The sequence below is a fragment of the Mesorhizobium kamtschaticum genome (assembly GCF_056174585.1).
The window spans coordinates 197,707-220,169 of sequence record NZ_JBWBWI020000003.1 but is presented as its reverse complement, the minus strand read 5'-3'; the positions used below and the strand labels follow the sequence as shown (position 1 = coordinate 220,169).

The 22,463-nt window shown below is 61.3% G+C and carries 18 protein-coding genes and 4 pseudogenes; 14 read left to right on the top strand and 8 right to left on the bottom strand.

Annotation, left to right across the window (positions count from 1 at the left end; all coding sequences use genetic code 11):
- Positions 1–6: 6 nt before the first annotated feature.
- The 8 genes and pseudogenes from AC0V7N_RS40155 (at position 7) to AC0V7N_RS40120 (ending at position 9,304) form a co-directional block, all read left to right on the top strand.
- Positions 7–992, top strand: a pseudogene (locus AC0V7N_RS40155) (MsnO8 family LLM class oxidoreductase).
- A 26-nt stretch (positions 993–1,018) separates the two neighbouring features.
- Entirely contained in the window at positions 1,019–2,371 is a 1,353-nt protein-coding gene (locus AC0V7N_RS40150; RefSeq protein ID WP_496628475.1) for an NtaA/DmoA family FMN-dependent monooxygenase, read from the top strand.
- The gene (locus tag AC0V7N_RS40145) at positions 2,371–3,558 is read left to right on the top strand and encodes an amidohydrolase (protein ID WP_496628474.1); all 1,188 of its coding nucleotides are present in this window, start codon (positions 2,371–2,373) and stop codon (positions 3,556–3,558) included. The genes AC0V7N_RS40150 and AC0V7N_RS40145 overlap by 1 nt, the downstream gene beginning before the upstream one ends.
- Before the next feature lie 39 nt (positions 3,559–3,597).
- Entirely contained in the window at positions 3,598–4,122 is a 525-nt protein-coding gene (locus AC0V7N_RS40140) for a GNAT family N-acetyltransferase (RefSeq protein ID WP_496628473.1), read from the top strand.
- 187 nt (positions 4,123–4,309) lie between these two features.
- Positions 4,310–6,115 carry an ATP-binding cassette domain-containing protein gene (locus tag AC0V7N_RS40135; protein WP_496628472.1) on the top strand — a complete coding sequence of 602 codons (1,806 nt, stop codon included), beginning with the start codon at positions 4,310–4,312 and terminating at the stop codon, positions 6,113–6,115.
- Between the two features lie 111 nt (positions 6,116–6,226).
- Entirely contained in the window at positions 6,227–7,168 is a 942-nt protein-coding gene (locus AC0V7N_RS40130; protein WP_496628471.1) for a transporter substrate-binding domain-containing protein, read from the top strand.
- Positions 7,169–7,292: 124 nt separating this feature from the next.
- Positions 7,293–8,231 (top strand): transporter substrate-binding domain-containing protein, encoded by a 939-nt coding sequence (locus AC0V7N_RS40125; protein ID WP_496628470.1) that lies wholly within the window; start codon positions 7,293–7,295, stop codon positions 8,229–8,231.
- Positions 8,232–8,257: 26 nt separating this feature from the next.
- A complete protein-coding gene (locus AC0V7N_RS40120) occupies positions 8,258–9,304 on the top strand; it encodes an LLM class flavin-dependent oxidoreductase (RefSeq protein WP_496628469.1) in 1,047 nt (348 codons plus the stop codon).
- Positions 9,305–9,454: 150 nt separating this feature from the next.
- On the opposite strand, the gene AC0V7N_RS40115 is transcribed toward AC0V7N_RS40120, so the two are convergent.
- The 4 genes and pseudogenes from AC0V7N_RS40115 to AC0V7N_RS40100 all read right to left on the bottom strand — a co-directional run.
- Positions 9,455–10,537, bottom strand: a complete 1,083-nt coding sequence (locus AC0V7N_RS40115) for an ABC transporter permease subunit (protein WP_496628468.1) — start codon at positions 10,535–10,537, stop codon at positions 9,455–9,457.
- A pseudogene (locus AC0V7N_RS40110) lies at positions 10,534–11,510 on the bottom strand (amino acid ABC transporter permease). Before AC0V7N_RS40110 ends, AC0V7N_RS40115 begins: the two are co-directional and overlap by 4 nt.
- Before the next feature lie 228 nt (positions 11,511–11,738).
- Positions 11,739–12,773 (bottom strand): transporter substrate-binding domain-containing protein, encoded by a 1,035-nt coding sequence (locus AC0V7N_RS40105; protein ID WP_496628467.1) that lies wholly within the window; start codon positions 12,771–12,773, stop codon positions 11,739–11,741.
- Between the two features lie 463 nt (positions 12,774–13,236).
- Positions 13,237–13,482: pseudogene (locus AC0V7N_RS40100) on the bottom strand (isopenicillin N synthase family oxygenase); the annotation flags it as partial.
- 65 nt (positions 13,483–13,547) lie between these two features.
- Between AC0V7N_RS40100 and AC0V7N_RS40095 the strand changes: the two are divergent.
- Together AC0V7N_RS40095 and AC0V7N_RS40090 are read left to right on the top strand one after the other, a co-directional pair.
- Positions 13,548–13,817, top strand: a pseudogene (locus AC0V7N_RS40095) (penicillin-binding transpeptidase domain-containing protein); the annotation flags it as partial.
- 167 nt (positions 13,818–13,984) lie between these two features.
- Positions 13,985–15,013 (top strand): sulfate ABC transporter substrate-binding protein, encoded by a 1,029-nt coding sequence (locus AC0V7N_RS40090; RefSeq protein WP_496628466.1) that lies wholly within the window; start codon positions 13,985–13,987, stop codon positions 15,011–15,013.
- Between the two features lie 289 nt (positions 15,014–15,302).
- Here the strand turns inward: AC0V7N_RS40090 and AC0V7N_RS40085 are convergent, their stop codons facing one another.
- Positions 15,303–15,608 (bottom strand): HigA family addiction module antitoxin, encoded by a 306-nt coding sequence (locus AC0V7N_RS40085; protein ID WP_496628465.1) that lies wholly within the window; start codon positions 15,606–15,608, stop codon positions 15,303–15,305.
- Between the two features lie 12 nt (positions 15,609–15,620).
- Complete coding sequence (locus AC0V7N_RS40080; protein ID WP_496628464.1) at positions 15,621–15,902, bottom strand: type II toxin-antitoxin system RelE/ParE family toxin; 282 nt, start codon at positions 15,900–15,902, stop codon at positions 15,621–15,623.
- A 226-nt stretch (positions 15,903–16,128) separates the two neighbouring features.
- Between AC0V7N_RS40080 and AC0V7N_RS40075 the strand changes: the two genes are divergently transcribed.
- Positions 16,129–16,389 carry a hypothetical protein gene (locus tag AC0V7N_RS40075; protein ID WP_496628463.1) on the top strand — a complete coding sequence of 87 codons (261 nt, stop codon included), beginning with the start codon at positions 16,129–16,131 and terminating at the stop codon, positions 16,387–16,389.
- Positions 16,390–16,878: 489 nt separating this feature from the next.
- Complete coding sequence (locus AC0V7N_RS40070) at positions 16,879–17,100, top strand: hypothetical protein (RefSeq protein ID WP_496628462.1); 222 nt, start codon at positions 16,879–16,881, stop codon at positions 17,098–17,100.
- 250 nt (positions 17,101–17,350) lie between these two features.
- On the opposite strand, the gene AC0V7N_RS40065 is transcribed toward AC0V7N_RS40070, so the two are convergent.
- Positions 17,351–17,989 carry a hypothetical protein gene (locus tag AC0V7N_RS40065; RefSeq protein WP_496628461.1) on the bottom strand — a complete coding sequence of 213 codons (639 nt, stop codon included), beginning with the start codon at positions 17,987–17,989 and terminating at the stop codon, positions 17,351–17,353.
- A gap of 81 nt (positions 17,990–18,070) precedes the next feature.
- Positions 18,071–18,709 carry a PAN domain-containing protein gene (locus tag AC0V7N_RS40060; protein ID WP_496628724.1) on the bottom strand — a complete coding sequence of 213 codons (639 nt, stop codon included), beginning with the start codon at positions 18,707–18,709 and terminating at the stop codon, positions 18,071–18,073.
- Positions 18,710–19,292: 583 nt separating this feature from the next.
- On the opposite strand from AC0V7N_RS40060, the gene AC0V7N_RS40055 reads away from it, so the two are divergent.
- Both AC0V7N_RS40055 and AC0V7N_RS40050 read left to right on the top strand, forming a co-directional pair.
- The gene (locus AC0V7N_RS40055; protein ID WP_496628460.1) at positions 19,293–20,951 is read left to right on the top strand and encodes a trypsin-like peptidase domain-containing protein; all 1,659 of its coding nucleotides are present in this window, start codon (positions 19,293–19,295) and stop codon (positions 20,949–20,951) included.
- Positions 20,948–22,264, top strand: a complete 1,317-nt coding sequence (locus AC0V7N_RS40050; protein WP_496628459.1) for a hypothetical protein — start codon at positions 20,948–20,950, stop codon at positions 22,262–22,264. The genes AC0V7N_RS40055 and AC0V7N_RS40050 overlap by 4 nt, the downstream gene beginning before the upstream one ends.
- Positions 22,265–22,463 lie beyond the last annotated feature (199 nt).

Genomic DNA, 22,463 nt, shown 5'->3' with positions numbered 1-22,463 from the left:
GATCCCATGACCTATGCGCTCAGCCTCCTCGACAAGAGCCCGCTTGCCACCGGCGAAAGCGCGACCGATGCGCTGAAACGAACCGTGGCGCTGGCACAACTTGCCGAACGGCTCGGTTACCGGCGGTTCTGGGTGGCCGAGCACCACAACGCGCCGGAACTCGCCAGTTCCTCACCGGAAGTGCTGATTGCTCATCTGCTGGCCTACACCAGCCGGATCCGCATCGGCTCCGGCGGCGTCATGCTGCAGCACTACAGCCCCTACAAGGTGGCCGAGAATTTTCATCTGCTGAGCGCCCTGGCGCCCGGACGCGTCGATCTTGGTATCGGCAAGGCACCCGGCGGCCTGCCGCTGTCGACGCGTGCGCTGCAAGGCAGAACGACCCGTCGCGCAGCCGAGATTTCGGTGAGCAGATCGCCGAGCTTGGCGCCTATCTCGACGGGGCCGGCCCTTTCGAAGGACTGAGCGCCACACCGCGTCCGCTAGTCGCGCCGCAGCGTTTCCTGCTCGGCGCGAGCGTCGAAAGCGCTCTGCTCGCAGCGGCGCATCATTGGGAGTTCGTGTTCGCCCGCCATCTCAACGGCGACGACGCCCTGCTCGACGACGCCGTCGCGGCCTATCGGGCTCAGACCGGCCGCGCGCCGATCGTCGCGGTCTCGGTCATCGTCTCCGAATATGCCGGTGAGGCTCAGGCGCAGGCTGACAAAATCAAGCTGTTCAAGGTTCATGTCCCCGGCGCCCAGAGCGTTACCGTCGGCAGCGAGGAGCAGGCGAAGGACTATGCGCGTCAGCTGGGCTCCTCCGAATACCGCATCGAGCCCAAGCAGCCGAGTGTGATCGCCGGAACACCGGACCAGGTCCGCTCGGAATTCGACCGCCTGCATGCGCGCTCGGGCACCGGCGAATTCATCGTCGAGCCGGCCGTCGGCGGGCTGTGGCGCCTCGCCACGGCCGAGATGCTGGTGCGCGAGCGGCCGGCGGCCGCGGCCTGAGCAAACGGATCAAGGAGCTTGCCGTCATGAGCAATCAGCGAATTCCCTTCGGCATCATGCTGCAAGGCCCGGGCGGGCACATGAATGCCTGGAAGCATCCGAGCGTGCCCGCCGATGCCAGCACCAATTTCGACTATTACGTGCGCATTGCGCGCCAGGCCGAAGCGGCAGGCATTGCCTTCGCCTTCGTCGCCGACGGGCTCTACATCAACGAGCAGTCGATCCCGCATTTCCTCAATCGCTTCGAGCCGATCGTGCTTTTGTCGGCGCTGGCGGTGGCGACAAAGAGCATCGGTCTCGTCGGCACGCTGTCCACCTCCTACAGCGATCCGTTCACCGTCGCGCGGCAGTTCGGATCGATCGACACCGTCAGCGGCGGCCGTGCCGGCTGGAACGCCGTGACCTCGCCGCTCGAAGGCTCGGCCAAAAACTACGGCCGAGACAAGCACCCTGAACACGCGCTGCGCTACGAGATCGCCGCCGAGCATATCGAGATCGTCAAGGGCCTGTGGGATTCCTGGGACGACGACGCTTTCGTGCGCGACCGGCAGGCCGGCCGCTATGCCGATTTCTCCAGGATGCACCGGCTGAATTTCAAAGGCCGCTTCCATTCGGCCGAAGGGCCGCTCAATCTCGGCCGCTCCGCGCAGGGACAGCCCGTGCTGTTCCAGGCTGGCGGTTCGGATGACGGCATCTCGCTCGGCGGCCAGCATGCCGATGCCGTCTTTGCCAACGCCGCCGCCTTCGAGGAGAACCGGGAACTGTCGCGCCGGCTCAAGGAAAGCGCGGTCGCGCATGGCCGCCTGGCCGACCATATCAAGATCTTCCCCGGCATCGCCCCGATCATCGGTTCGACTGAGGAGGAAGCCGAGCGCAAATATCGCGAGATACGCGACCTCGTCAGCGTTCACGAGGCGCTGCTCTATCTCGGCCGGTTCTTCGACCATCATGATTTTACCGCTTATCCGGTGGACGATCCGTTCCCGGAGCTCGGCGACATCGGCAAGAACAATTTCCGTTCCACCACCGACCGCATCAAGCGCGTCGCCAAGGAGAAGAAGCTCACGCTGCGCGAAGTCGCGCTGGATGCGGCAACGTCGCGAAACGAATTCATCGGCACGCCCGAAAAGATCGCCGACCAACTGATCCGGTGGGTCGATGGCGGAGCGGCCGACGGTTTCGTGCTGGGCTTCCAGGTCATCCCCTCCGGTCTCGACGATTTCGAAACGCATGTGCTGCCCATTCTGGAGAAGCGCGGCCGTCACGCCCGCACACAGATCGGCACGACGCTGCGCGACCATCTCGGCTTGCCATTCAAGGAAAGCCGCTACGCGCAGGCCGCCTCTCCCTCGGCACCGGCCACCGAGGAAGCCGCCTGATGACTTTTCAGGCCCCTCCGCCTTCGGCCGCAGTCGCGCGGGCGATGCTCGACCATGCGGACGAATTCGTCGCATTGCGCCGCAAGCTGCACAGTGAGCCGGAGCTGGCCTACCAGGAGAAAAAGACCAGCGCGCTGGTCGCGGCGCGCTTGCAATCCTGGGGCTATGAGGTCGCTGAGAACATTGGCGGCACGGGCGTGGTCGGCACGCTGCGCAACGGGCTCAGCGAAAAGAGCATCGGCATCCGCGCCGACATGGACGCCTTGCCGATCGTCGAGGCGACCAGCCTGCCCTATGCCAGCACCAATCCAGGCGTCATGCATGCCTGCGGGCATGATGGGCACACGTCGATCCTGCTCGCAGCCGCCCGCCATCTTGCCGCGACGCGGGAGTTTTCGGGCACGCTGCGCCTGATCTTCCAGCCCGCCGAGGAAGGCGGCGCCGGCGCCAAGGCGATGATTGCAGACGGGCTGTTCGAGCGCTTCCCGGTCGACGCCGTCTTCGGCCTGCACAATTGGCCGGGCGTGCCGGCCGGACAATTCGCCTTCCTCAGCGGCCCGGCCATGGCTTCCGTCGATCTCGCCATCATCCGCATTGTCGGCAAGGGCGGCCATGGCGCCAGGCCCAGCCATACCGTCGACCCCATAGTCGCCGCCGCCTCGCTGGTGATGGCGCTGCAGACGATCGTGTCGCGCAATGTCGACCCGCTGGAGACGGCGGTGGTCACTGTCGGTACAATCAATGGCGGCATCGCCGCCAACGTCATCCCCGACAGCGTCGAGCTCAAAGTCACCATCCGGACGTTTAGCAAGACAGTGCGCGACCAGATCCGGACGCGTATCATCGCGCTCGCCGAAGCCCAGGCGCAAAGCTATGGCGCGACCGCCGAAGTCAACTATCCGCGCGGCTATCCTGCCCTTGTCAATCACCCGCAAGAGACCGAATTCGCCCGCCAAGTGGCGCTCCGGCATTTCGGCACCGCTCGGATCGAGACGAATTTCCCGCTCATCACCGCCAGCGAGGATTTCGCCTTCATGCTCGAGGCGCGGCCGGGCAGCTATCTCTTCGTCGGCAATGGCGACAGCGCCGACCTGCACAGCCCCAACTACGACTTCAACGACGACATCCTGCCTGACGCCGCGCGCTACTGGGTGGCGCTGGTCCAGGATTTATCTCGCCGCGAATGAGGCTCCGCGGACAAGCGAGCCGGCAACAGGGCTCACGCCATGACAGACAGCTTTCTCTATACGACCCCGATCGATCCGCGCGCCGCGCCACTCATCGAAGCGCTGACCTGGGAATACACGACCCGCTACGGCGACCACTTTGGCGAACCCGGCGAAGAGATGCGTCGCTACCCCGCCGAGCTCTTTGCGCCACCGAACGGAAATTTCCTGCTGTTGCTGCGCGACGGCGCAGCGATCGCCGGCGGCGCCTTCAAGCGCTATGACGAACGCACCGCCGAATTGAAGCGCGTCTGGACACATATCGATCTTCGCCGCCAGGGACTGGCACGCAAGGTCCTGGCCGAACTCGAACTGCAGGCGGCGCGCCAGGGTTACACCAGGCTCTATCTGACGACAGGTTTCCGGCAACCGGAGGCCGAGATCCTCTATCTCAACAATGGCTACACCGCGCTGTTCGACACAGGCGTCGATCCGGAAATCCACGGCACCCTGCCCTTCGAAAAGGACATCGGCGCTCTGGCGTTGCAGTTCTGGCCGAACGCGTTTGACCGCAGGGCAAGCTGATCGAAGTGCGTAAGTCACAGCAATGCGCCCATTAACTCAGCGAAATACAGGCAATTAAACTCCAAGCGGCCGTAAAAATAAAAACAATTGTCGTGATTAACTAAAAACATCGGATAACGTATAGAGGGTAAATTAATAAACACAACGTATTTACTGTAAAAAACACTCCATTGGAGCGGCGAATACCATGACAATAGCGGCGGCTGATATAGGCGAGGCTTCAAACCTCAAGAACGTTGCCGTCCCTGGCGATCATCAAGGATATAGAGTGGTGCCGGCCAGGCATCCCTGGCGGGTGGTCGGCACTGTCGTCGCTGTCCTGATCATCTTCTTCACGCTGCGGTCCATCCTGACCAATCCCAGATGGGGTTGGGATGTCTTTGCCCGCTTCTTCTTGTCGGAACCCGTCCTGGTCGGCCTTGCCCGAACGCTGCTTTTGACCGTGCTCGCCTCGGGACTCGGCTTTCTACTGGGGACGCTGCTGGCTTTCGCCCGCGTTTCTGCCTCACCGCTGCTGTCGTGCGTGTCGTGGGCCTATATCTGGCTGCTGCGCTCCATCCCGCTGATCGTGCTTCTGCTCGTCCTTAACAATCTCGGCTATCTCTATCCGACGATCGATGTCGGCGTGCCTTTCACCAGCCAGCTCTTCGCGCAATACAACACCGTCGAGGTGTTCAGCCCGTTCTGGGTGGCGGTGATCGGACTGAGCCTCAACCAGGCTGCCTTCTCGGCCGAGATCATCCGGGGCGGCATTCTTTCGGTCGACCAGGGTCAGCATGAGGCCGCCGCCGCGCTTGGCCTTTCGCGGCGGCGGCAAGCGCTGAGCATCGTGCTTCCGCAGGCCATGCGCGCGATCCTGCCCAGCGGCTTCAATGAGATCATCGGCTTGGCCAAATCCACCTCGATCGTCTACGTGCTCGCTCTGCCCGAGCTCTTCTACACCGTCCAGGTCATCTACAAGCGCAACCTGGAAGTGATCCCGCTGCTGATGGTGGCGACCATCTGGTACCTCATCATCATGAGCGTGCTCTCGGTCATCCAGCTTGGCATCGAACGGCGTTTTTCGCGTGGCGCCGTGCGCACGCCGTCCGGCCCTCTCTTGCCCAGCGTCCTTGCCTTCCTGTCCGGGCGCGGCGCGGCCTCGGCAGCGAAATCCCCCTCTCCGCCCCCCGCATCGCCCACTGCGGTTCGCAAGCCACTGGTCACCGCTGTCGAAAAACGTGGACGCCGCGGCGTCGGGCGCATCGAAATCCGCGACGTTTCCAAACGTTTTGGTGCGCTGACCGTGCTCGACGGCGTCGACCTCGATCTCGCGCCGGGATCGGTCACGGCGATCATCGGCCCGTCGGGTGCCGGCAAGTCGACGCTGTTGCGCACCATCAACCATCTGGAGCGGACCGATACCGGGTTCGTGACCATCGATGACGAGCTGATCGGCTATCATCGCGATGGGCAGACGCTCTACGAACTCAAGGAGGCGGCGATCCGCCGTCGCCGCGCCGCGATCGGCATGGTGTTCCAGAACTTCAACTTATTCCCGCATCTGACGGTGCTCGAAAACATCATCGAAGCGCCTGTCTCGGTGCAAGGTGTTCCACGCGCCGAGGCGGTAGAACTGGCAAAGGATCTGCTCGCCCGCATCGGCCTGCCGGAGAAAGCCGACGCCTATCCGCGCCACTTGTCCGGAGGCCAGCAGCAGCGTGTCGCCATCGCCAGGGCGCTGGCGCTGAAACCGAAGGTGCTGCTCTTCGACGAGCCGACCTCGGCGCTCGATCCCGAGCTCGTTGGCGAGGTGCTGGACGTCATCAAGGAACTGGCGACCTCCGGCACGACGATGGTGATCGTCACCCATGAGATCGGCTTTGCCCGCGAGGTCGCCGACACCATCGTCTTCATGGAAGGCGGCAAGATCCTCGAGGTCGGAACGCCGTCCCGGGTCTTCACCACGCCCGCCCATCAACGCACGCGCGAATTCCTCGCCAAGGTTCTTTAGCGTCCGGAACCTTTCAACGAAAACACGCCGGCGACATGTGCGAACCGCCGGCTCTCGCGGCTCCCTGCCGGGAGCGTCAGCCCCGCACGTCCATCATGCAAGGAGAGACCCATGACTTTGTACAGGAAGCCGTTATCCCTCGCCTTCGGCGCGGTCCTATCGGCCATAGCCTTCACCTCCGTCGCCCAGGCGGCGGAATTCGACCTCAGCCCCGAGCAGCCGGGCCGCGTCCACACCGAAAAGAGCGACAAGGCTGCCGCGGCGATCGCGCCGAATTCCAAACTCGCCAGGGAAGGTTACCTGACCGTTGCCACCAGCCCGGGGGACCCGCCACTCGCCACCTATGCGACCGACGCCAAGACGGTGGTCGGCACCGATGCCGACATCGCCTTGCTGATCGCCGAAACGCTGGGGCTCAAGCTCGATCTGGTTCCAGTCGCCTGGGCCGACTGGCCCCTCGGCCTTGCCTCAGGAAAATATGACGCCGTCATCAGCAATGTGACGGTGACAGAAGAGCGCAAGGAGAAGTTCGACTTCTCGACCTACCGGCAGGACGTGCTCGGCTTCTACGTGAAGGCCGACAGCAAGACCACCTCGATCAAGGAACCGAAGGACATCGCCGGCCTGAGGATCATCACCAGCGCCGGCACCAACCAGGAGAAGATCCTGCTCGAATGGGACCGCGAGAACGTCACCGCCGGGCTGAAGCCGATCGAGGTTCAGTACTATGACGACTCCGCCGCGAGCCAGCTTGCCCTGCAGTCGGGCCGCGCGGATGCCGAGTTCAATCCGAACGCTACGCTGGCCTATGCCGCCGCCGTGAAGGGCAAGACCAAGTTGGTCGGCATCGTCAACGGCGGCTGGCCCCTGACCGCCGAGATCGCGGTGGCAACGCGCAAGGGCAGCGGCCTGGCCGACGCCATCACGCTCGCCATCAACGAGCTGATCGCCAGCGGCAAATATGGCGAGGTGCTGAAGAAGTGGAGCCTGACCACCGAGGCCATCGACCAGTCGCACACCAACCCGCCGGGCCTGCCGAAGCCCAACAGCTGAGCCGTTTGCGTTGAAGAGGCGGATCATCAGCGTCCGCCTCTTCGTCCGGCCGAGACGCACGACATCCGGCAAGGAGCACCGAGGCGGCGTGTCGTGACAACGATCACGGAGAATTGGAGATACGATGCTTTTGAGAACCAAGGCGATTGCTGCTGTCATTGGTGTTTCGGCGCTGCTGGCAACCCCTTTTGTGTCGCTTGCATCCGAGCCTTTCGATCTTAGCCCGGAGCAGTCCGCGCGCCCGCGCACCGAGAAAGACCCGGCCCTCGTCGCGTCAATCCCGACGCGTTTCAAATTCGTCGAGGACGGCGCCTTCACGGTTGGCATCGCTCCTGGCGGGACGCCGCCGATTGCCACCTACGCCACCGACGCGGCAACCGTCATCGGGGCTGATCCTGATATCGCCCAACTGATTGCCGACAAGCTCGGCCGAAAACTCAATCTCGTCGCGGTGGCCTGGGAGGACTGGCCGCTTGGGCTGGTGTCCGGGAAATATGATGCCGTCATCAGCAATGTAGGCGTCACCGAAGAGCGCAAGCTGAAGTTCGATTTTTCGAGCTACCGGCAGGGCCTGCACGGCTTCTATGTGAGGAACGACAGTCCAATCACCTCTACCAGGGAGCCGAAGGACATTGCCGGGCTGCGCGTCATCACCGATGCCGGCGCGATCCAGGAAAAGATCATTCTCGAGTGGAACAGGCTCAATGTCGAAGCAGGCCTGAAGCCTGTCGAAATCATCTATCTCGACGATACCGCTGCATCGAGCCTGGCGATCCGCTCCGGCCGCGCCGATACGATCTTCTCCATGAATTCGGTTCAGGCCTATCAGGCGGCGCTTACCGGTGAAACTCGGTCAGTCGGAACCGTCAACGCTGGATGGCCGCTGACAACCGATGTCGGCGTCACCACGAAGAAGGATAGTGGCATCGCCGAGGTCATCACCGCAGCGCTCAACGAGACCATCAAGGACGGAAGCTACGCAAAGGCACTCGCAAGATGGAGTCTTTCCGCCGAGCAGATCGCGCAGTCGCGGACCAATCCACCCGGGCTGAAGAAGTACTAAGTCGGCATGAAAGGGAGGCAGAAACCTTGACCTCAATCTCGCGCAACATCCGCAGGCTCGCCTTCCTCACGCCCGGCAACTATCCCGACAGCGACCCGCATTCAGGGCTCGAGAAAACGCTGCAGCTGTTCGAGCTCGGCGAGCGGCTGGGTTATGACGGCGCCTGGGTGCGGCAGCGCCATCTCGAGCCGGGTATCTCCTCTGCCGCCGCGTTTCTGGCCGCCGCCACGCAGCGCACAAACGACATCGAACTCGGCACGGCGGTGATCCCGATCGGCTATGAAAGCCCCTACCGCTTGGCCGAGGACCTGTCGACGGTCGACGTGCTGTCGCGGGGCCGGCTGAATGTCGGCCTGAGCGCCGGCTTCCCGCCACATGCTGATTTTCTCGGGCCGCTTGTCTTCGACGGCGACTGGCGGAATTTCGATTTCTCGCATGAGCGCGTCTTGCGCTTCGTCAACAATCTGCGCGGCGATCCTATCGGCGAACCCGGAGCCATCATCGAATTTCCCGGCGGCCGCGTGCGCCCACGCCTGCAGCCGCACGCGCCCGGTCTCCTCGACAGAATCTGGTATGGCGGCGGGTCGCTGAGATCGGTTGAATGGACGGGTCGCAACGGCCTCAATCTTCTGCTCGGCAATGTCACATCCGGCGAGGGCACAGACGACTTCTTCGAAGCGCAGCTGCACCAGCTGGAGACTTTCTTCGCCCAGCAAAGCGATCGGTCAAGGCGCGTGGCGCTGGGACGGGTGATCGTCCCCTTTGACAGCGCCGATGCGCGGACACGGAAACGCTATGCCGACTATGCAGCCGGACGCTACGATCGCACGCTGAAAGCGCATGGCGAGCGGCGGACGCTGTTTGCCCAGGACATCGTCGGCACGTCACAACAGATATTGGAGCAACTTGCCAGCGATCCGGTCCTGGCCAGGGTGCACGAATTGCGGCTCGAACTCCCCTATGAATTCGAACAGCACGAATACGAACAGATCATCAGTGACGTCATCGCGCATGTCGCGCCGGCGCTCGGCTGGCGGCCGCGTCCCGGCCTCACCGCGTCGGCAGCGGAGTAGAAGCACTCTGCTTGGGGCGGTCGAGAGACCTCCCAGATGAGCTCCGACGGCACCGTCCCGACGCACTGCGAGAAGAGAGAGCGGCCACCTTGCTCGTTCCCATGATCCCCCTCGCTCCTCAGCCGGAAACTCGGTTCAGGATTTGCGGGCTCAGTGACGCTCCGACCGGTGCAGATATTTCTCCAGCCACAGGCTGTAACGCGATCCACCGAAGCAAAGCACGAAATAGATCAGCGCGGCGAACAGATAGGCCTCGTCGTAGTAACCGAGCCACTGCGGATCGGTCGCCGAGGAGCGGGCCGCATTGAGCAGGTCGAAAATGCCGATGACGGCGAGCAGCGATGTCGCCAGCAGGAAGCCGATCGCCAGATTGACCATGCCGGGAATGACGAGGCGCAGCGCCTGCGGCAGGACAACGAGCTGCATTGTCCGCCAGTAGCCGAGGCCAAGCGCTGTCGCGGCTTCGCTCTGGCCCGCGGGAATTGCCTGGAGGCCGGCGCGAACGACTTCGGCGACATAGGCCGACCAGAACAGCGTGATCATGATCATGGCGCGTACGTTCTTGTCGATCAACTGGCCATTGGGAATGGCCATCGGCAGGATGAGCATCGCCACATAGAGGATGGCGACCATTGGCGTGCCGCGCATCAGTTCGATGAAGACGATCGCCAGCGTGCGCAGGCCACCCATGCTGGAGCGCCGCGCCAATGCCAGCAGGATCGCCAGCGGCGTCGCAAGGCCAAAGCACACCGACCACACAAACAGCGTCACCGCCAGTCCGCCCCACTGGTTCGACGGGACGGCGGGAGGCGTCAGCGTGCCGGACATCAGCATCCAGCTGGCGGCGATGACGACAAGCCAGGCGAAGAGCAGTCTCCTGCGCCAGAATCGCGGCTGCGCGGTGATCACGAGGAGGCCCAACAACAGCGCCATGACCACCAGTGGGCGCCACTGCAGTGCCGGCGGATAGAAGGCGAACAGGATGAAGCGGAATTTTGCCCCCACGAACGCCCAGCATGCGCCGGAAGCCGCAGCGCAATCGGCCGACGTTCCCGTCCATGTCGCGTCGAGGATGCCCCAGCGCAGCAGTGGCGGTATGATCCAGCCCAGCAACGCCACTGTGGCCACGGTGATTACCGAATTCAGCGGCGTGCCAAAAAGCCCGATCTTCAACGTTTCCAGCGTTGCCGACGATCGCCATGTTCGTGCATCAAGAGCCTCGGAAATGGTCATGTCCTTGCAGTTCCCCTGAGAGCGACACGCCTGTTGTAGACGTTCATGGCCGCCGAGACGGACAGGTTGATCGCCAGATAGATGGCTATCAGCAGCGTCAGCGCTTCCAGCGACTGCCCGGTCGTGTTGGCCGTGGTGTTGATGATGCTGACAAGGTCGGGGTAGCCGATGGCAACCGCAAGGCTGGAATCCTTGGTCAGGTCCAGATAGCTGGACGTCGTCAGCGGCGTGATGACACGCAACGCCTGTGGCAGCACGACCAGGCGCATGATCTGACCGTTGTGCAGGCCGAGCGCTCTTGACGCCTCCCACTGACCACGGTCGACAGACTGGATGCCGGCCCGCACGATCTCGGCGATGGCGGCCGAGAATTTTACCACCAGTCCGGTCAGCAGTGCCGCGAATTCCGGTGTCAAATTGTAGCCGCCGCGGATGTTGAAGCCGGCCAATGCCGGTATCTCCCAGGTGGCGCCGGCACCGGTCAACGGAAAGGCAAGCACGATACCACCCAGCAGCACGGCGGTTGCCAGCCCCAGCCTCCTAGCAGACAGGTTGTCCTTGCGTCGGGACCATCCAAGGAAAACCAGATAGGCCATGACGAGGCCGCCAAGCAGCCAGAGCGTCAATGCAGACACATTGTGAAAGCCGAGCCCCGGCACGAACACGCCCCGGTTGGTGAGGAAGAAGCTGCCGAAGGCCGAAAGCGCCTGGCGTGGCGACGGAAACGATTTTGCCAGCGAAATCCAGAAGAACAGCTGCAGCAGAAGCGGCGTGTTGCGGACGATCTCGACATACCAGCGCACCAGCCCCCCAGCAAAAGATTGCCGGAGAGGCCGGCAACGCCGACAACGACGCCAAGGATGGTCGCCAGCACGCAACCAAGTGCCGCCGCCCTCAGCGTGTTCAGCAAGCCGGCCAGGATCGCGCGGGCATAGGGATCGCCCGCCTTGAAGGCGATCGGCGCCTCGCCGATCTCGAAATTCGCTGGCCGGCTGAGGAAGTCGAAGCCCGGTGTGATGCCGATGTGCGCCATCGTCTCTGCCGTGTTGTAGCCGAGCAGCCAAAACAGGGCGATAACCGCCGCGATCACGGCGACCTGCGTCAGCGGCCAGTTGCCCCACCACAGGGACACTTTGCGCAAAATGCCGGGTCCATTTGGACCCGGCACGGTTTCGTCAGTCAATGACATGGGTTGAAGGGCTTAGCGGAACGGCGGCGAATAGAGCAGACCGCCATTGGTCCACAGATTGTTATAGCCGCGCTCCCAGCCGAGCGGCTTCAGGTTGCGGTCATAAATCTCGCCGTAATTGCCGACGGTCTTGATGATGTTGTAGGCCCATTTCGGATCGAGGCCGATCGCCTGCGCGAGCGACGGGTCGACGCCGAGGAAACGCTGGACGGCCGGGTCTGGCGACTTCAGGAACTCGTCGACATTTTTGCTGGTGATGCCCCATTCCTCGGCCTGGATGGTTGCGTTGACCGTCCAGTTGACGATTTCCAGCCAGCGGTCGTCGCCGCCGGCGATCGCCGGTGCGAGCGGTTCCTTCGACAGCCGCTCGGGCAGGATGATGTAGTCGTCGGGCTTCTTCAGCTGCGTGCGCTTGCCGACAAGGTCGGACGAATCCTGCGTGATGGCATCGACGCGTGACGTTTCCAGCGCATTGGTGAATTCGCCGGTGTCCTCGATCGTTACGGGCGTGAATTTCTTGCCAGTCTTGCGGAAGAAGTCGGCGATGTTCAATTCGCCGGTGGTGCCGCTCTGAACGCCAATCGTAGCGCCGTCGAGGTCGGCCGCCTTGGTCACGCCGAGATCCTTGCGGACCAGGATGCCCTGCCCGTCATAGAAAACCGTCGGGCCGAAATGGAAACCGAGCTGGAAGGCACGCGTGATCGTCACCGTCACGCCCGACAAGAGCACGTCGAATTCACCGGCCTGGGGCGCAGGCAGGCGCTGCTGCGGCGAGGAATTGGTGAACTCCACCTTGTCCGGATCGCCGAAAACGGTGATCGACAGGGCGCGACCGTAGTCGACGAAGAAACCTTGCCAGCGACCGTTGCTGTCCGGCGAGAAGAAGCCTGGGGTGGTGCCGACGCCGACCTTGATGGAGCCGCGCTGCTTGATCTTGTCGAGCGTCGGCCCGGCCTGGGTCGCGGTCGCAAACAATCCTGCCGCCACCACCAACGTTGTTGCCAGCGCCGCCTTCCAGCGGGCCGCGGGCCGCGTTGTTGTCGTCATGTCAGTCACTCCTGAGATTGGTTGTTGTCAGCCGATTAGCAGCAGGTCCCCCGCCCTGTTCGACCGTCTCGAAGTTAACTCCATAATTTTTGTAGACTAAGGAACGGCAATCCAATTTTTTGCCCATCCGGAAAGCAGATTGCTGCGAAAACACCCATCGGCGGCGAATGCGAACCGTCTTGTTTCCGAATGATTGACCTCAGGGAAAACGCGTTCCAGACAGCGCTGAACAAGAAGCCCCTCAACAAAAAAGGCCGGGCTCGAATACGGCCCGGCCAAAAGAAGGGTCAAAACCTTCAGAGGGGAACACCGTCCGGCGCAATGGGAGGAAACCGCCGGACGATTTTGTCTGTTTGATCTTATTTCGACTCCTTGGCGACGAATGACATTCCAAAGAAAGCGCGAAACGGCAAAATTCGTGCTCCGTATTGCCGTAAGCCTCGCCTGGCGCGCTGCTCCGGACTCGAGAAAGATCGGCATAGTAGCGGCATGCCACGTCGGGGTGTGAACGCAGTCGGCTTTTCAGGACATTGGTGCAGACATCGAAACAACGGGTTGTCCGGTCCGCGTGCCTCAGCCGCCAGTCCTTCCGGCAGGCTCAGCAGCGGTACGGTCGCATCGACCGTGCGCTGAAGAAGAAGGGAACCGAAATCCGCTCGACGTCGGCAGGCGGCGTCACCACACGATGAACGGTGGCGCGCAGATAGCCCTCTAAGCGGAACTACCTCCTCCGGCCAACTCATATTTCGTCACCGCATCCGCGACGGCATCCACAGCCGCTCAGGCTGGATCGACATGACCAAGATGATCCGCTCGCCCGGCTCGACGCTGAAGCCGTTTATTTATGGACCGGCATTCGAACAGGGATTGGTCGCACATGAAACCATTGTCGAAGACAGCCCGGCTGATTTTTCCGGCTACTGGCCGAAGAATTTCGACATGGGATATCAGGGCGACGTCAGCATCAGGGCGCCGCCGCAACTGTCTCTGAACGTCCCGGCGATCCGCGTGCTCGACGCGGTCGGGCCGGCAAGGCTGACGGCGGCGCGCTTCCCGGGCGCGGAATCCGCGCTACGCGGCGCGAGGAAAATATTTCCTCATGAGGACAAAGATCGGCGAACATTTGCTTCCGAAGGGCAAAAAAGGCAACATTGAATGCATCTTAATTCTATAAATTCGCTAGAGTTCGGCCGTTATCAACGGAGGCGGGAATGACCAAACCTTATTTCAAGAAACTGCTCGGCGCACTGGTCGCCACATCTGTCCAGTTCGGTACGCTCGGTTTCGCGTTGGCCGACAGCACCATCCTCAACGTGTCCTACGATCCGACACGCGAGCTCTACAAGGCCTATGACGGAGCCTTCGCCGCTCACTGGAAGGCCGAGACCGGCGAGACGGTGACCATCCAACAGTCGCATGGCGGATCGGGCGCCCAGGCCCGCGCCGTGATCGACGGTCTCGACGCCGATGTGGTGACGCTGGCGCTCGAAGGCGACATCAACGCCATCGTCTCGAAATCGAAGAAGATCAATCCCGACTGGCGCACCAAATTCGAAAACAATTCGGCCCCCTACACCTCGACCATCATCTTCCTGGTTCGCAAGGGCAACCCGAAGGGCATTCACGACTGGAACGACCTGATCAAGGATGGCGTCCAGATGATCACGCCGAATCCGAAGACCTCCGGCGGCGCGCGCTGGAACTATCTCGCGGCCTGGGCCTACGCCAATGCCAATGATGGCGGCGACGAGGCCAAGACCAAGGAGTTCGTCGGCAAGCTCTACGCCAATGCCCCCGTGCTCGACACCGGTGCGCGCGGCTCGACTGTGACCTTCGCGCAAAAGGGCATCGGCGACGTGCTGATCGGCTGGGAAAACGATGCCTATCTGGCACTCAACGAATTCGGCGCCGACAATTTCGAGATCGTCTACCCGCCGACATCGATCCTGGCGGAGCCGCCGGTGGCGATTGTCGACGCCAATGTCGACGCCAAGGGCACGCGCAAGGTCGCCGAAGCCTATCTGGGCTGGCTCTATTCCAAGGAAGGGCAGACGATCATCGCCAAGAACCACTATCGTCCAGCCAAGCCCGAACTGGTGGCGCCGGCGGATCTTCCCAAGACACCTGATATCAAGCTGATCTCCATCGACGATCCGCTTTTCGGCGGCTGGAAGAAGGCACAGCCTTATCATTTCGGCGACGGTGGTATATTCGACCAGATCTACAAGCCGGCCCAGTGAGCTAGAAGATCAGGACGATATGACCACAGCACCCGCGCAGGCGGGGTGGCGATTCAGGCAGCCGAGTGTCATTCCGGGTTTCGGATTGACGCTCGGCTCTCTTGCGGAGGAAGTCTTTGACGCACTGCTGGCGGGAGATCGCACATCCGCCAATTGACGGAAGAGCCATGCGCCGCCAATCGGATACACGTAATCGATGAGGCGGGCATCTCGCCCGGGGAGAAAGCCACAACGCTGGCTCCATCCTCGTCAACGAGGGTTTTCGTAACGAAAGATGGGCGGCGTTCTATCAGGCGGCGTGCTCATATTCCAAGACCGGGATCTGGGCAAGGATTTCCTTCTTTTCCTCGGCTTCGATCTTCAGGTCGTATCCGGCCTGCATGTTCATCCAGAGTTCCGGAGAAGTCTTGAAGAACTTGGCCAGCCGAAGAGCCGTATCTGTGGTCACTGGCGTTGCCCCGGTTACCAGGCGCTCGATGCGGGTGCGAGGCACGTTCAAAGCTTTCGCCAAGGCACCAGCGCTCATCTTGAGGGGGATGAGATACTCCTCATGAAGGATCTCGCCGGGGTGAATCGGAGGCAGAATGCTGGTCATTGGTCTATCCTCTCAGTGGTAGTCGACAATTTCAACCATCTCGGGACCGCCGTCCGTCCATACGAAGCAGATGCGCCATTTGTCGTTGATGCGGATCGAGTGCTGACCTTCGCGGTCGCCAGAAAGCTGCTCCAACTTGTTCCCCGGAGGGGACATCAAATCTTCCAGACTGGTCGCATATTCGAGCAGCGTCAGCTTGTTGAGCGCACGCTTGTGGATATCGGCCGGAAATCCCTTCGGGCATTTCCCGGAAGCGACGATCTCCGTCAGGCCATTTTTGTAAGAGCGGATCATCGTCGTCCCCCAATAAGTGCATCATGCCATGATACAACATGAGGCGCAAGGGAAATGTATCACGACGTGAGACAATTCTGATCGCGAAGGCGGTTCTCCGCTGGGATGGCGGATGCTGTCCCCTCAGTAGGCAAAGGCCTTCGTTGAGGACGCGAATGCGGCACGGTCTACCGCGCTAGCCGACGGCGCTATCGGTGCCGGCGCTGGCGGCCTCGGCGTCTCGGGCATGCTGCAGGATCTGCAAAACCAGCTTTCCCCGATGTCTTGCGGCAGCGAGTTCATCATGAAGGTCGTCTTGGTCCTGGCCGTCATCAGCGCCGTGCTGCTGATCGGCGGCGCCGGGTATCGTTGGTACGCCAACCGCAAGGCCAAGCACCTCCGCTGCGGGACAACTGCCCAAGCTCTTTCGTCGGCAATCCGGATCGCACGCCGCCGCAAAGCTGTCGATCTTGCTGCATCATTCGCCACTGGATCACTGGATCTGTAATCGAGGAGATCGAAAACAGTTCTCCGCCTTGGGACTTCCTGAAGGACAGATCCGACGATGCTGCCCCGGAACCGCCGCCTGCCATGGCCCTGTCGGAAATTCCGATGAGTTCGCGGAGTGGCATCGTCTGCTATCAAGATGAAAGCAGACCGCATTGCCTCAAGAAAAATGTTACCGGTGGAGTCCGTTGCCTCACCTCGTCACCGTTGGCATCCGAGAAAAAACCAGACCATCGCCTCCAAAGTGCCTGTCCTGCGACTTAACTGCGTAACTCCTGACCCAACGGCTTCGCGGCAATGCCAGTAATGTCGCCTATGATGTGGCGCCGGCCTTCGCGCTCGCCCAAATGGTCTCTTGCTTGCGGCTGTTCTGGCGCCGCCGACTTGGATCCTTCCGATTTGAATCAAAAGCGGTTGTGGATATTTCCAAGCCATTGAGAGGCGGGCGGCCATATCCGACGTAGGTTGGGTTACTTGATCGGAGAATTAATTGAACAGCGATTTCGCCGCAGCGCACGTCCACCTCAACGAGGCCCTCAACCATTTATGCGGACATGATCAAGTCAGCCGCGATTCTCGCTTGGCCATTGACCTGCTTATAGAGGCCGTGATTACCGCCGAGCATTGCAAGCAACCGGCAAGGGTGATCGAGTTCAGGCGCACGAAAAATAACGGACGGGCGTGGCAATCTCAAACGCGCCGAGAACGATAGAGATAGTCGAGCATGACCAAGCGCTATGCGCTACGGGGCTGTCCGGCGTTAGCGGCGATAATATTGGAGCACCAAGCCGGATGAGGGCTTACCTGTAAGGACGCGACCAGCGCGGTCGTGGGGCCGGTCCTCGGCGACAGGTCTCAATGCCCGAACAGGCGGAAGTGTGCCACCACCACGCCGGCGGCACACTCCCTCTTTGCCGCTCCGCAATCGGAGGGGTTGGTCCAAGGTTTCTCATCTTACGGCACTACGCTGCCACAAGGTCTCGCCCGACAGGGTTGAGAACGAAGTTGTTGCGATATTTTTCAAACAAACTCTCAACTTGATCGACCCGGAAATAGCGCTCGGCAGCCGTCTTGCTGGTTGGTTTATCCCTGCGCGCGAGGGCGTCGGAAACGTCTCTTGGGATCAGGTAAATTGCCCTGCCATTTGTTAGGTCTGGCAGAAGGATAACGATTGCAAGCCAATCGAACTGATCGAAGTCGTAGTAAGTGACGTAGGACGGCCCTTGTTTGAACGTTCGAGACTTTACAGACACCCTTTGCGGGGAATACCCGAGTGGCTGAGCGATGACATCGTAGCCAGGCCAGTTGTCAGGAACTTTGAGAGCCGGCACTCCGGCGAGGGTCAATTCAGCGGCGACCACCATCTCGCAGGCGTCACCCATCTGCTTTGACGTGTACAGTTTCCTTTGCAAAATGATGGAGCCTTCAATGTGAGAGATGTTCTGGATTTCCGGTCGATGCTGGCGATTACAGCCCTTGTTGATACACGCGAGCTTGGCTAGCAAATCTATATCGCGCTTGGCAAAGTCGACGTAGGACTGCGTATCGTGGCAGGTCTTTCGATTGCCTTCCTCGCTATCTTGGCTGATCGGCTGACCCAAGCGGGAGCTCGACAGGCGGGCTCTATGGAATCAGACGGGAAAGCTGACGTCCTTCGTCAAGGCTGCCCAAGCCGCGAACTCCTACTGATGGCTGAGCCATATATCGATGCGGTAACGGTCGGCATCTCCTGACCGTAACTTGCCTTCCGCGCGGATCCCAATCCCCAAAGGACGCAGGATCGGACCCATTTCCTGCAGGGCCGCCCCGACTCTCCATTCTTCAGTGTCTTCGGCCGCATAGCCGATGGCCTTGGGTACCCGCGCGCATTGCGGTGTCGTGATCCTGTCAAACTGCTCGATCCTCCCAGGGATGAGCCGCAATGACTCGAAAACGAAATCGTTGACCGATTTGCGCAAGGAGGTCGCGTTCACCGGCGCTCCGCTGCAGACGTTGATATAGACCCAACCGATCGGTCGAGGGTCTCCGGGGATCCCGTGATAGGTCACCTTGCGACCGCTGGCATCCGGCGCCTCCAAGGCCGGCTCAGCCTGGGGGGTTAACACGGCAGGTTGCGTGGCCGGATTTGATGGAGAGCGGTAACCAGGAACCAGGTCTTTCGTTCCTGCTGTGGTCATTGGACTTTCGAAGGCGGATTCCACCTTCGCGAAAAGCTTACAGGCGCTCGCGTCAGACCGATATTCAAAAGCGACGCATCCCGAACGCGAAGAACAGATCGAACGGCACTCTTGCAATGGAACGACCATCTGCGCGGAGGTCACCCCCTTCAAAGCTGTCTCCGGGTAATCAAAAAGTTCTGCGGTAACCTGACCGGTCGTAGGTAAAACTCCGCACGCCAGGAATGCACTGGACGCTGCGGCCGCGAGGAAAACGACTCTACGGCGAGCCGGATGAGCAAACATATGTCCCCCTCGGTAGCGAGCCATCCTGAAAACCAAAACGGCCGTCGGCTCTATCAAATTTCAAACAGTCCCAGCCGGAACTGACGGAAATGAGCAGGCTGGAAGAGTCATGGCAATCCCGCCACGAGACTTATCTGACTGAACCCATCATTGCGAGGCCACGGCAACTGTCTGGCCTGAGGCAGCGACAGCCACACGGCCACCATATTTCATCAACTTTCGCCGCGCGATAACCCAAATGGGGTATGCAGCAACGTGAGGCTTGTAAGACCCTCGCCAAGCGAGTTAATCGCAAAGCAAATATGACTTCAGCCTCATCGGGTTAAGCATGGCGGCCAAATCCATTAAGCGCTTGTTGACACAAAGTTTGTTTCGGTCGAAGGATGCCGCCGGGGATGCCGCGCATCGTTAAAAGGCAACACGTGCGGTAGGGGAAGACCTGATGGCTGGACGGGGCAACGTCCACTTCGTTCGCACCACGCAGGCACGTGCCGTTGACGTATTGGCCGTTGCTGGGAGGTCGTTGTGGCATGACTGTGAAACGACATTCGGCCGCATAGACGAACTGTGCGGGGACGGCGCCTCGCGTCTGTTCGCCGAGCCGAACGTCAAGGAGCAGGACGGTGGCCGCCTGGTCGTTGCGTGGTTCGGCGCATTCGACGACGATGCGAAGCAGCTGGACGCGCTGGACCGTGGGATGCGGGCGCGGGTCGTGTCGGCGTTGACGGCACGGATTGAGGCCCTTCGTCCAGCGCTGGCCGACCGTGAGATCGGCGAGACCGTCGCCGCGATGCTCAACCTCACCGACGAAAGCTCGATCGTGGCGGTCGGGGAAAACGCTGTCCTCACGAACTGGGGAATGCTGTCGGAGGAAGCCCGCGCCTCCCCTGCTGCATTCGTCCGGCACGGCGAAAGGACTATAGGCTCCTACCTTCCGTCCGGAATATCGCCACGAGTGCCTGGCCAGGCATGGACTGTAGGCGGAGGTGGTCCAGGCTCGGCAAAACTGTCTCCCCCGCCGCGCGCCGAGTCGCCCAAACCTGCAAGCTCGTCCCAGCAGGGGCCTCAGCCAATGGTCCCGACAAAACCCAGGCGAATCTCGCTTTGGCCTGTCATGGCGATATCGCTCGTATTCGCGGCTTGCCTGATCTACGCGGCATGGCCGGGAACCCTCCTTTATCCGAAGGCGTTCCAGCCGCCGCAGCCGCCTTCTCTGGTGGACAACGCGGAGGTCAACCGAAGCCTCGAGGCACGGATCGGCAAAATCAAAGCGGAACTCGCAAAGGAGGCATGCAATGCGGACGCTTCAGTTCTGGGTCCCCAGTTACTGGACCCCCAACAGCCCGGGGCGGCAGTCGGGCCGCCTCCCCCGCCCGGTTCACCACAAGCCCTTCTAGCCTCCCTTGACTCTGCGACGGTCCTGGTGCTCGCGCCTCTCACCGGGAACTCGCTCAGCACCGGAAGCGGATTTTTCGTAGGCAAAAGGGACATTCTCACCAACAACCATGTCGTCGAAGGGGCTGGCGAAACAGTGTTCGTCGCCAGCAAGGCGCTTGGGCGCGCGGTTCCCGCGCATGTCATCGCGAAAGCCGCCGCAAGCGCGACTGGAGACCCGGACTTCGCCCTCCTGCGTGTCGACGACGCGCCCAGCGGCGTGACGGCACTACAGCTTTCGACCGGAATTGGGAGGCTGGACAGCGTCGTTGCGGGCGGATTTCCTGGCTTCGTGATGTCCATGGACAAAACCTACCGGGACATCCTCAATGGGGACACAAGCGGAATAAGCAATCTCGAGATGGTGGTCACGCAAGGCAACGTGATGGCCATGCCCCAGGACGGTGCGACGAAGGTCATTACCCATTCCGCAAACATTTCGCGCGGCAACAGCGGAGGCCCGCTTTCGGACGCTTGCGGCCGGGCGGTCGGGGTGAACACCTTCATAATCCTTGACGGGGAGAACGCCCAGAAACTGAACTTCTCTCTCAGTGCTCGTGACGCAATCCGCTTCCTGTCGTCGAACGGAGTGACGGCAACCACGGCTGACAAGCCATGCATCCCGACAGCAGGCATAACCCCAGGGCAGCCGGTGCCCGCCCAATGAGCCAGTTCGTCGCAACCACCACGCTCAGTCTCATGCGCTCGTTGGGTTCTACTGCAGAGCGTTCGGTCCATAGAATGCAGGCGCTCCTCGGTCGGGAGTTCCCCGACGGGATCGGACTGGAACTGGCAGAGCCAGTGCCTCGCAAGGACGGATCGGGGATCGACTGGTATACGGAGCGCGAAGACCCGCTTGTCCGATTGACAGACCTCCCCGCCGAAACGGCCGACGTCTACAAAGCGCGTCTCCAACATTCCGTGCAAGCGGTCCTTCGCGCCGCCGCCGCTCACGACAGCCGCGGTGACACGACCGCAAGGTCCACGGCCATGGCGCTGCGCAACGCGGTGACGTTCCCTGGAGACGAGAACGTCTGGATCTCAGGAGGTTCGGGCAGGGGCGACGGGATGCCCGTCCTGACGGCATGGGGGTACGAAAGGCACGACGCGGAGACGAGCGGCAGGGGAGAGATATCCGGGAAAACTGATAGAATACCGACAATCGACGACATCAAGCCCCCTCCGGCCCCGCCAAGCGCCCGCTCCTGGGGCAGGCTGGCAGCAAGCCTCCTGTGGCTGATCCCAATTGCGCTGGCCGGAGCCATCGCCTGGCTTCTGCTGCCCGCCTGCGGCGTGAGCCTTCCGTTCGGCCTCGAGGCTTTCGGAAAGGGCGGCGGCGCCTACTGCGCCTTGGTGGCACCACAGCCGACGGTAGACCAGGCAAGCCTCCGCACGCAGGAACTCATGGCGGAGGCGGCGGTGCTCGAGGAGCAACTCCGGCGGCACCTGAACTCGTGCGTGCCCAAGAAGCCTCAGACGACGGAGTCGAAGGATATGGACAAACAACTAGGGGATGGGCACACCGGGAAGCTGCAGGTGACATTATCATGGCAGACCCTGGACGACCTTGACCTTAGCGCCACTTGCCCAGGAGGAATGCTCGGCGGCAACCAGAGCATCAACGGTCCCGGGATTTGTGGAGATGGTGTTAGGGACGTCGATTCAAACAAGAATCTCGAGGAACACGTAAGCTCCCAACCCGTCGAGAACATTGTCTGGAGAGACGATATCCCACAGGGGACATACAAGTTTACTGTAATTCCTTACACAACGAAGATTAGAAATAAGACCATTAGCATCCCGTTCGATCTCCGGTTTCGGCTTGATGGAGAAGAAAAAGTTTGTCCAAGCGATGTAACGCATTATCCCAAGGGGGGCGGAATAGGCAAATCTATAGTTTGGAATTTGGGTGATCCGATACCGGATTGCAATTTTACGACGGTTCAAATCGGCGTTTGCACTTCAGATTGCAAGCAGTAGCTCCTGCTATGTTAGCGCCAACCTTGATACGAATATATGGAGATCGCCTGAAGAGGCAATCCGATAGGATGCAGGAAACACAGATGCTGGCGAATATTGTCGACTTGAGCAAGCATGGCTACGTTGATACGCCAGGCCTGAAATGCGTTCATGGTAGCGATGGGTTTCGACACATCACGGCCGCGTCTGCCGCACGCAA

What these genes read in the sequence shown, in the direction of transcription:
- AC0V7N_RS40150 (WP_496628475.1), top strand. Translation starts at nt 1,019, where the DNA reads ATGAGCAATCAGCGAATTCCCTTCGGCATCATGCTGCAAGGCCCGGGC.
- AC0V7N_RS40145 (WP_496628474.1), top strand. Translation starts at nt 2,371, where the DNA reads ATGACTTTTCAGGCCCCTCCGCCTTCGGCCGCAGTCGCGCGGGCGATG.
- AC0V7N_RS40140 (WP_496628473.1), top strand. Translation starts at nt 3,598, where the DNA reads ATGACAGACAGCTTTCTCTATACGACCCCGATCGATCCGCGCGCCGCG.
- AC0V7N_RS40135 (WP_496628472.1), top strand. Translation starts at nt 4,310, where the DNA reads ATGACAATAGCGGCGGCTGATATAGGCGAGGCTTCAAACCTCAAGAAC.
- AC0V7N_RS40130 (WP_496628471.1), top strand. Translation starts at nt 6,227, where the DNA reads ATGACTTTGTACAGGAAGCCGTTATCCCTCGCCTTCGGCGCGGTCCTA.
- AC0V7N_RS40125 (WP_496628470.1), top strand. Translation starts at nt 7,293, where the DNA reads ATGCTTTTGAGAACCAAGGCGATTGCTGCTGTCATTGGTGTTTCGGCG.
- AC0V7N_RS40115 (WP_496628468.1), bottom strand. Translation starts at nt 10,537, where the DNA reads ATGACCATTTCCGAGGCTCTTGATGCACGAACATGGCGATCGTCGGCA.
- AC0V7N_RS40105 (WP_496628467.1), bottom strand. Translation starts at nt 12,773, where the DNA reads ATGACGACAACAACGCGGCCCGCGGCCCGCTGGAAGGCGGCGCTGGCA.
- AC0V7N_RS40090 (WP_496628466.1), top strand. Translation starts at nt 13,985, where the DNA reads ATGACCAAACCTTATTTCAAGAAACTGCTCGGCGCACTGGTCGCCACA.
- AC0V7N_RS40085 (WP_496628465.1), bottom strand. Translation starts at nt 15,608, where the DNA reads ATGACCAGCATTCTGCCTCCGATTCACCCCGGCGAGATCCTTCATGAG.
- AC0V7N_RS40080 (WP_496628464.1), bottom strand. Translation starts at nt 15,902, where the DNA reads ATGATCCGCTCTTACAAAAATGGCCTGACGGAGATCGTCGCTTCCGGG.
- AC0V7N_RS40075 (WP_496628463.1), top strand. Translation starts at nt 16,129, where the DNA reads ATGCTGCAGGATCTGCAAAACCAGCTTTCCCCGATGTCTTGCGGCAGC.
- AC0V7N_RS40055 (WP_496628460.1), top strand. Translation starts at nt 19,293, where the DNA reads ATGGCTGGACGGGGCAACGTCCACTTCGTTCGCACCACGCAGGCACGT.
- AC0V7N_RS40050 (WP_496628459.1), top strand. Translation starts at nt 20,948, where the DNA reads ATGAGCCAGTTCGTCGCAACCACCACGCTCAGTCTCATGCGCTCGTTG.